The sequence below is a fragment of the uncultured Methanobrevibacter sp. genome, from assembly GCF_946184425.1.
GTDB lineage: Archaea > Methanobacteriota > Methanobacteria > Methanobacteriales > Methanobacteriaceae > Methanocatella.
Genome location: NZ_CAMHFP010000065.1, coordinates 1 through 8,055, shown reverse-complemented (window position 1 = coordinate 8,055; position 8,055 = coordinate 1). Strand labels below are relative to the sequence as shown.

Genomic DNA, 8,055 nt, shown 5'->3' with positions numbered 1-8,055 from the left:
ATTTTACTTATGAATGTTGAACCTGGCTCTTTCGGTTCTTGGGTATATATACCATTTACATTTGTTACTATTAAAAGGTTTGCATTTAAGAGGTGTGAAATATATGCCGCTATTGAGTCTGAAGTAACATCCCAAGAACATTCAAATGGATCTTCATCCCTTAAAAATTTAGAAACAACAAATATTGGAGTGAATCCCTCTTGAGATATCCTGTTAACTTCTTCAATTGAATAGGCAAGCTTTGTTGAATCCACTTTATCATTGACAAGTTTTGCTATTATATCCATACAATCAATGGCCGTCCAGTGATTGGTCTTTTCGGAAAACCCGATTTCAGAATCATATTTTCGAATAAGATTGGCAAATTCCCCACCTCCAAGAACAATGACCGAGTGAGTGTTTTTCAACTGTTTTGCCAGTTCAATTGCATAATTTGGAAACAGACTTCCCCCAATTTTTACAACCTGTTTTATACTCATGATTTCTACCACATTTAATTAAAAATTGCTTCCATTAAAATGATGTTAGACTATAAAAGTTTCAAATCCCCAGTCACTTCATCAATTATTTCATCCTCATCAGGACCTAGCGCCAAAACTGTAACGCTGGATGTAGGTATCTGAGTACGTCCAGCATCAATTACCAAATAATTTGAAATTCCTTTCTGGTCAGCCAATTTTTTAAGCTCAAGCAATTCCTCTTTAGTTTTAACTTTTAAAACAACTTTAGCATAAGCTTCATTTTCCCATTTTCTAATCTTATCCTGAGGAGATTTTTTGTATGCACCAATAGCACCATGACAGCACTGAGCTGCAATTTTTCCTTTGCCCATTTTTAAATCTGTTCTAACAATCATCGCCTGTTTCATTTTATCACTGTATACCCTGACAATTTCAATATTTATCTGCTGTTTTAAAGCAGCATATCAACCATATCTATTTATAATTTCAGACAATTGAAATAATTTATTAAAAAACTATGAACACATAGAAAATATTTCTTAAATATACTATTTTGTAAAATAACCTTAAATATTTTATTGAAATGATTTTTTAAAATTAATTAAACATTGAAAAATAGATTTAAATAAAAAATAACCCTAATGAAAATAACAAAAAGTTGTTTATCAAAAAGACAACATTGCAATAATTTAATTAAATAGTATCTATAAAACTATTAATGATTATATTTTTTAAGGAGATTATAATGACTCGTATTTCAATTTTAGACAAAGACAGATGTCAACCTAAAAAATGTGATTATCTTTGTATTCATTACTGTCCTGGTGTTAGAATGGATGAAGACACCATAGTAATTGATGAAGATTCAAAAAAACCGTTGATATCTGAAGAATTATGTGAAGGGTGCGGAATCTGTACAAACCGTTGCCCTTTTGATGCTATTACAATCATTAATTTACCTGAAGCTGCAGACAATCCAATTCATAGATTCGGCCAAAACCAATTTGAATTGTTCGGCCTTCCATCATTGGAAGAAGGTACTGTTTTAGGACTTCTAGGACCTAACGGTATCGGTAAATCCACAATAATGAATATCTTATCAGGCAATTTAATACCTAACTTTGGAGACTTTGAAAATCCTAAAGACAATTGGGATGACGTGATCCAGTATTATAAAGGTTCATCACTTCAAAAATACTTCCAGGATTTGTCCGAAGGCAACATAAAAACCATTTTAAAACCTCAAATGGTTGATCAGCTTCCAAAGGTCGTTAAAGGTAAGGTTAGAGATCTGCTTGAAAACGTTAATGAAAGAAACAAATTAGATTACGTTACAAAAGAATTGCAACTTGAAAACGTGCTGGACAGAAAAATGCAGAACTTGAGTGGAGGGGAACTTCAAAGGGTCGCAATAGCTGCTACAGTTTTAAGAGAAGGAGACTTCTATTACTTTGACGAACCAACATCATGGCTGGATGTTTCACAAAGACTGAATGCAGTCAAAGTTATTCGCTCCCTTGCAGAAGAAGGAAAAAGCGTTCTCGTAATTGAACACGACCTTGCAACACTCGATGCATTATCAGACAACATCCATATTTTATACGGTTCACCCGGAGGATATGGTGTAGTATCCGGAAGAAAAGGTGTTCGTTTAGGTATTAATGCTTATATAAATGGATTTTTAACAGAAGAAAATGTAAGAATCAGAAGAAATCCAATTGAATTTACAATCAGACCGCCAACTCCAGAAGATGAAGGAGATGCACTTGCAAGTTATACCGATATAAGTAAAGATTACGACGGATTCAAATTAAGTGCAGATGCAGGCGAAATATTCTACGATGAAATCGTAACTGCATTCGGTTCAAACGGTATTGGTAAAACCACCTTTGCAAAAATGCTTGCAGGAGTTGAAGAACCTACAACCGGAGAAGTGGACGAGGAAGTAACAATAGCTTACAAACCACAATACATTGTTTCAGACTTTGAAGGTACCGTAAGCGATTATCTTTATATGCATGCTCCAAGTTTTGGAAGCAAAATCTTTGAAAGTGAAATCATGAATCCGCTGACCCTGAACGACATGCTTGACAAACCGGTCAAAGGATTAAGTGGAGGAGAACTTCAAAGACTGGCAATTGCTTCAACTTTATCACAGGATGCTGAAATATACCTTTTCGACGAACCTACAGCATTTTTGGATGTGGAACAAAGATTAATAGCTGCAAGAGTAATCCGTAAAATGGTTGAAAGCAGAAACGCCGCATCACTTATTGTAGACCATGATATTGTATTTATCGACTACATTTCCGATAGGGCAATGGTATTCAACGGAACTCCAGGTTTAAACGGACATGCTTCAAAACCAACTGACCTTAGAAATGCAATGAATGAATTTTTAGGAAATCTAAACATTACATTCAGAAGAGATAAGGAAACAAAAAGACCAAGAGTAAACAAGCTTGACAGTTATAAAGACCGTGAACAAAAAGAGAAAGGAGAATATTATTACCTATCAGATTAAATATCCCCTTTTTATTAATTTTTTTAAATATTTTCCAATTCTTTTAAAATATATTTTTTCAGGATTTCCACTGCTTTTTCTCCATCGCTATCCAAACGAACAGCATCCAGCGGATTTAAATCATAAGCTTTTACAACAGCATCTGCAGCAATATTTTTAACTGAATTTACATTTTTTTCATTCAATATTACTGATGCACAGTCATCTGAACATCCAGTTATTGTAACAATATCAGCATCATCCAAAATCTGTGAACAATTGTTTGGCTGGGCTGAATATTCTGTAATGCATGCCGCTACAATGTTTTCATTTTCCAAAGCTAACTCCACACTAGCAGCTCTTACCACCAAACCCAATGGGCTTAACCCACTGCATGAAACTAAAGCTATTTTATCACTCATTTTTTCATCCTCAAATATCTTTTTTTAACTTTATCATAACCTCGTTTATAAAAAGGGCATAAATCTATGCAACAGCTGCATCCTTCACGATGTGCTGTGCATTGTCTTCTTAAAAAATTACCATCTTCATCAAATGCATTTTCAGGACATCTATCAACGCAAACGCCACAGGTCGAGCAGTAGTCTTCAACCCATTTCAATTCATTTTCAGGATTGGACGGTAGGTTTTCAATAGATGTTTGAATCATGAAAAATCCCAAATTCAAACCTTCCTTAAACATGCACATGTTACTGCGTGTAATGATAGCGTCATTGGACTGCATTGCAATTGCTCTTAGACTAACCCTGTCATCCAATGGATTTATCAAATCTGCTTTAAATCCGTTTTCCCGTAAAATATCGGCAAGGGCAAAAGTTTTGGATCCAAATTCCTGAAATTCCTCATCCATCAATTTGCATTTTTCCTTTGAAGGTTCCATTTTCAGTATTTCATCTGACATGAAATATTTTAAAATAATAATGTTGTCCCAATCAATGTCCCATTCCTGCTTAAATTCATCACTTAATTTAGAATAACTTAATCCCGCAAAATTGGAGGCAATGGCTATGTCTCTAAATTCATTTAAAAAATCATCAGAAATAAATTTATTTGGATGGTGAGGGTTTTCTTGATTGTAAAAATTAGGAATAGGTTGATGATATCTCAATCTCATACCATTAACCTTATTTTTTTCTTAAAGCTTCAACGGCTTTAGGGAATTCTTCACAAAATACTTTAATTTCTTCTGTCGGAATAGAAAAACTTATACGTAAATATCTGTCACCGAAATCCTCAGAGGTATATTCCCCTTCTCTTGTGAATAATTTTTTGGAAATCAAATAATTTGACATTACTTTAGGATTAATTCCCGCACCGGACAAATCAATTACCATCATGTTTGCATCAGACGGATAAACAGGCAGGAACACACCTTCAATTGAATCAACCATTTCTTTAATTAATCTTTGGTTTTCAAAGCATGTTTCCCTCATCTCATCATACCAATTCTGTTTTGATTTAAGACCAGCAATTGCACCATATTGGGAAATGATATTTACACCCAAATCATTAACGACAGCATTTTTAATAGCATCAATTATTGGTTTTGAGGATACTACACCCCCAATTCTTAAACCAGCCATTCCAAATATTTTTGAAAAACTGTAAATTGTTAATGTCTGACCAGGAGCATAATTTTCTACAGAGTAATGTTCACGTGCGAAATCCTTGTATGTGACATCATGCAATAAGTATAAATCATTTTCTTTAGCTATTTGAGCAAATTCTTTAAGCTCATCTTCAGTATATGAGGAACCAAGCGGATTTAACGGATCAATTAAAATTACCATACGGGTATTATCATCCATATTTTCGCGTAAAAGTTGAGGAGTTAATTTATAGTCATTTTCTTCATAGTAGATAGGAACATAACGTACTTCATTTGCAAACCGGTTTGCAAAATCTCCTATGATAAAGTATCCAGGATCGGATAAAACAACATTATCCTCAGGTTCCAATAATGCTTGCATAACCAAATATAAAGATTCAGTTGCTCCGGAAGTTAATAAAACTTCCAAACCTTTTAAATCCAAATCCTCTAAAATTAACTGTTTAAGTTCGCTGAATCCTTCAGGGGCAGGATATTTGCAGTATGTCTTTTCACGAATGGCTTCAATCATTGCATCAGATATAGTATCATCGTGCAGATGGTTGGTATTTTGTCCCATCCAAATCATGTCTTCATCCATGTACATATCTTCAAAAAAGTCATTTGCATTGTCATAACCTTTTGGAGGCACCCTTTCAGTTTTTTGAAACTTCTTTTTAGGGTTTTTAATATCGAAATCCTTTTCCCTCATAATTATCACTCAAACAATTCCAAAATAAATATTTATTTTTAATTATTAATAAAAGTACCTAAATAATTCCTTGAGAAGTGATTGAAAAAGTAGCTGTTCTTCCTTCAGGAATGCTTCTATGGCGAACTAATGTGGCTATTCTCTGATCAATTTCACCACCACGTTCCAATTGGATAATAACCTTGCTCCAGTACTGCAAAATAGTTCCACCAACTGCCTTAACATCATTATTTCCTTCATCATCGAAGGAATTATAAATCTGATTTGTAATGATTACTGCAATATCATAGGTGCGTGCAATTTTAGACAGTATTCCCATTTGCTTTCCAAGCTCCTTATTTAATTTGGCAGATTTCATATCATCAACTCTATATAATGCAACTGCAGAATCCAATACGAGCAAATCAACATGTTCATGATTCTTTCTAATCCAAACATCTATGGATCTTAAAGTTTCATTCTGCTCAAGAAAACTGGTCGGTTCAAAAACAATTATATTATTAGCCACATCTGAAAAATTAGGTCCGGAAATTTGTTTTATCCTATCTATTGAAATTCCACCTTCAGTATCAATATAGATTACTTTGCGATTTCTTTTTGCAACATTAACTGCCAATGCCAATGCAATATTACTTTTACCAGAACTAGGCGGACCAAATATCTGAGTTATTGTGCCTTTTTCAAAACCTCCACCCAGCAAAGCATCCAAAGTGGAATTTGATGGAATTTTATGATTATCTTCAAAATTGGCTAAAACTTTCATAATAGACTATTAGTTTTTATGATATATTAATTGAATTGTAGAGGATTTGCAAAGATTTCAAAACAACTTCACTGTTTAAAATATGTCCTTCCTAAACAAACCTAATCCATCACAATTAACATATACCATATAAAAAAACCAAAGCAAAATCCAAAAAGCAATGTTAAAAAGTATATTGAATTTGACCACACAAGAGTTATCCTATTATCACAGATATAAAAAAAAGAATTAAAACAATAAAAAAGATGGGAATTTGAAACTCCCGCATTCCAGTTAAAATCAGAATGATATTGGGGAAACTTTATTGTTTTTATTGAAATCACTTAATAATGAAGTCAATTTAGCATTGTCCATACTGCTTGAATCTTTTGCCCAAGCAACGACTATGAATTGTTGGTCACCTTGTTTTACAACTTCAGAGATGCCGTGGGTTGCATGGTCGTAATCAGTGAAGTTTGCAGTTTTGTCAGAGTTTTTGGAGATTGCCATGTCATCATCACCGTATGTGTATTCACTACCATCATGATGAATTACATGATCAAGAACATCATCGTTTTCCATATCATCATAAACGTCATCATTTACATTTTTGTAGATGCAGATTCCGGCATCCTGATTTCCATTCGCATGTACTGAATAATATTCGCCACTATAAATGCTTTTTTATGTGCTGTCTACTTTGAAGTCATTGACGCTTGCAGCACAAACGCTTCCTATTAAAAGGGAAGACACCAAAATTAAAAATAATACTCCTTTAAAGTTCATTTTAATCACCTTGTTGTTTCTAATATCTGAAAATAATATCATATGCATGTTTTCGAATGCAAGTACTTACCAACATGACATAAAATGAAAAAAAAAGAAATAATATGGAGTATACCTCTAATCAAACCTCAAAGACGCAAAATTCTTTTAAATTAAAAGTTATCAATAGCCCAACAATTTCACAAATCAGAGGTATTGAAAAAATTGCAGTCATTTAAAAATCCACTAATCAAATTGCCAACCCGAATAAACAACATTGGCAAAATAATATTCTGCATAAAACGAGCAGTTAAAAATATTAGAAAACTTAAAATTATTCTAATTGAAATCAAATGAATTATTTTTAATAAAATATACATATACAGTGTTTATTTAATTTATTAAAATCATAGTGAACGTTTGGTTACTTTAAGTTTATATATAACATCTTACAACGCAATTAATACAAGAAAAAAGAGGTGAAAAATTTGAAAAAACATTTAATCACAATATTTACAATCTTTTTAATAATCACATCCGGCGTAAATTTTGTCTCAGCACAAAACATCACCGAAGAAACAATTACAAATACTATATTGCCCCAAGAGAACGAAGCAAATACTGAAAGCAATATTGAAGAAAGTGAAAGTGAAAACAAGCGAAGAATTGGAGAAACCGTAAAATCTCAAGAAAATGGACACTTCAATATTACATTTGATGACGGTTACAATGGATATTGCATTAATTATGGCGAACATGAAGCCAGCTATGATGACAAATTTGTCGTACAGAACACTGAAAGTGCAATTAACAACAAAAATGGAGAATCAGTAGGCCATTACCTTAAAACCTTCTTTGTTGAATTTCATGATATAGCTGTGAAAAACAAAATCGATACCCAAAAAATCATCTGGTCATTCACTGATGACTTCAAGTTCAATGACACATTAAAGCAGATTATCAAAGATACTTCGATTGGTCTAATAATCCCTGATCACGGAGCAGTTAAAAAAATCAATAATACCACAGAAGCTGTTTTTGATTTCGAAGTGCTAGGCTCAACAAAATTCAATCATCAAAATTTCTTTGGTTACAAAATTATTTATAGAAACATAACAAATGAAATTATAAACAATAGTACTGAAAAAGAAGAAAATTATCCGAATTTAGACATCCCTAGCTTTGATGCAATTCCTGAAAATAAAACAGAACAAAACCAAACAACAAACCCAACACAAAACAAAACCGAACAAAACCAAACAA

At 32.9% G+C, this 8,055-nt stretch carries 9 protein-coding genes; 2 read left to right on the top strand and 7 right to left on the bottom strand.

From position 1 onward, the window contains the following. On the bottom strand, window positions 1-479 hold a 479-nt coding region (locus tag Q0P94_RS10060; RefSeq protein ID WP_295116208.1), incomplete at its 3' end, for a delta 1-pyrroline-5-carboxylate synthetase. Window positions 480-529: 50 nt separating this feature from the next. Next, window positions 530-868, bottom strand: a complete 339-nt coding sequence (gene pth2, locus Q0P94_RS10055; protein WP_295116206.1) for an aminoacyl-tRNA hydrolase — start codon at window positions 866-868, stop codon at window positions 530-532. 338 nt (window positions 869-1,206) lie between these two features. On the opposite strand from pth2, the gene Q0P94_RS10050 reads away from it, so the two are divergent. Continuing rightward, window positions 1,207-2,985 (top strand): ribosome biogenesis/translation initiation ATPase RLI, encoded by a 1,779-nt coding sequence (locus Q0P94_RS10050; protein WP_295116205.1) that lies wholly within the window; start codon window positions 1,207-1,209, stop codon window positions 2,983-2,985. Between the two features lie 23 nt (window positions 2,986-3,008). Here Q0P94_RS10050 and Q0P94_RS10045 read toward each other — a convergent pair whose 3' ends face one another. From Q0P94_RS10045 to Q0P94_RS10025, 5 genes are all read right to left on the bottom strand, one after another. Beyond that, on the bottom strand, window positions 3,009-3,386 hold the full coding sequence (locus Q0P94_RS10045; RefSeq protein WP_295116203.1) for a putative zinc-binding protein: 378 nt from the start codon (window positions 3,384-3,386) through the stop codon (window positions 3,009-3,011). Further along, window positions 3,383-4,099, bottom strand: a complete 717-nt coding sequence (locus Q0P94_RS10040; protein ID WP_295116200.1) for a DUF362 domain-containing protein — start codon at window positions 4,097-4,099, stop codon at window positions 3,383-3,385. Before Q0P94_RS10040 ends, Q0P94_RS10045 begins: the two co-directional genes overlap by 4 nt. A 10-nt stretch (window positions 4,100-4,109) precedes the next feature. Continuing rightward, a complete protein-coding gene (locus tag Q0P94_RS10035; protein WP_295116199.1) occupies window positions 4,110-5,285 on the bottom strand; it encodes a pyridoxal phosphate-dependent aminotransferase in 1,176 nt (391 codons plus the stop codon). A gap of 58 nt (window positions 5,286-5,343) precedes the next feature. Further along, window positions 5,344-6,048, bottom strand: a complete 705-nt coding sequence (gene radB / locus Q0P94_RS10030; RefSeq protein ID WP_295116197.1) for a DNA repair and recombination protein RadB — start codon at window positions 6,046-6,048, stop codon at window positions 5,344-5,346. Window positions 6,049-6,327: 279 nt separating this feature from the next. Next, window positions 6,328-6,609, bottom strand: a complete 282-nt coding sequence (locus Q0P94_RS10025) for a hypothetical protein (protein ID WP_295116196.1) — start codon at window positions 6,607-6,609, stop codon at window positions 6,328-6,330. Between the two features lie 671 nt (window positions 6,610-7,280). Here Q0P94_RS10025 and Q0P94_RS10020 point away from each other — a divergent pair. Next, window positions 7,281-8,055: hypothetical protein (locus Q0P94_RS10020; protein WP_295116194.1), on the top strand; the 775-nt coding region annotated here is incomplete at its 3' end.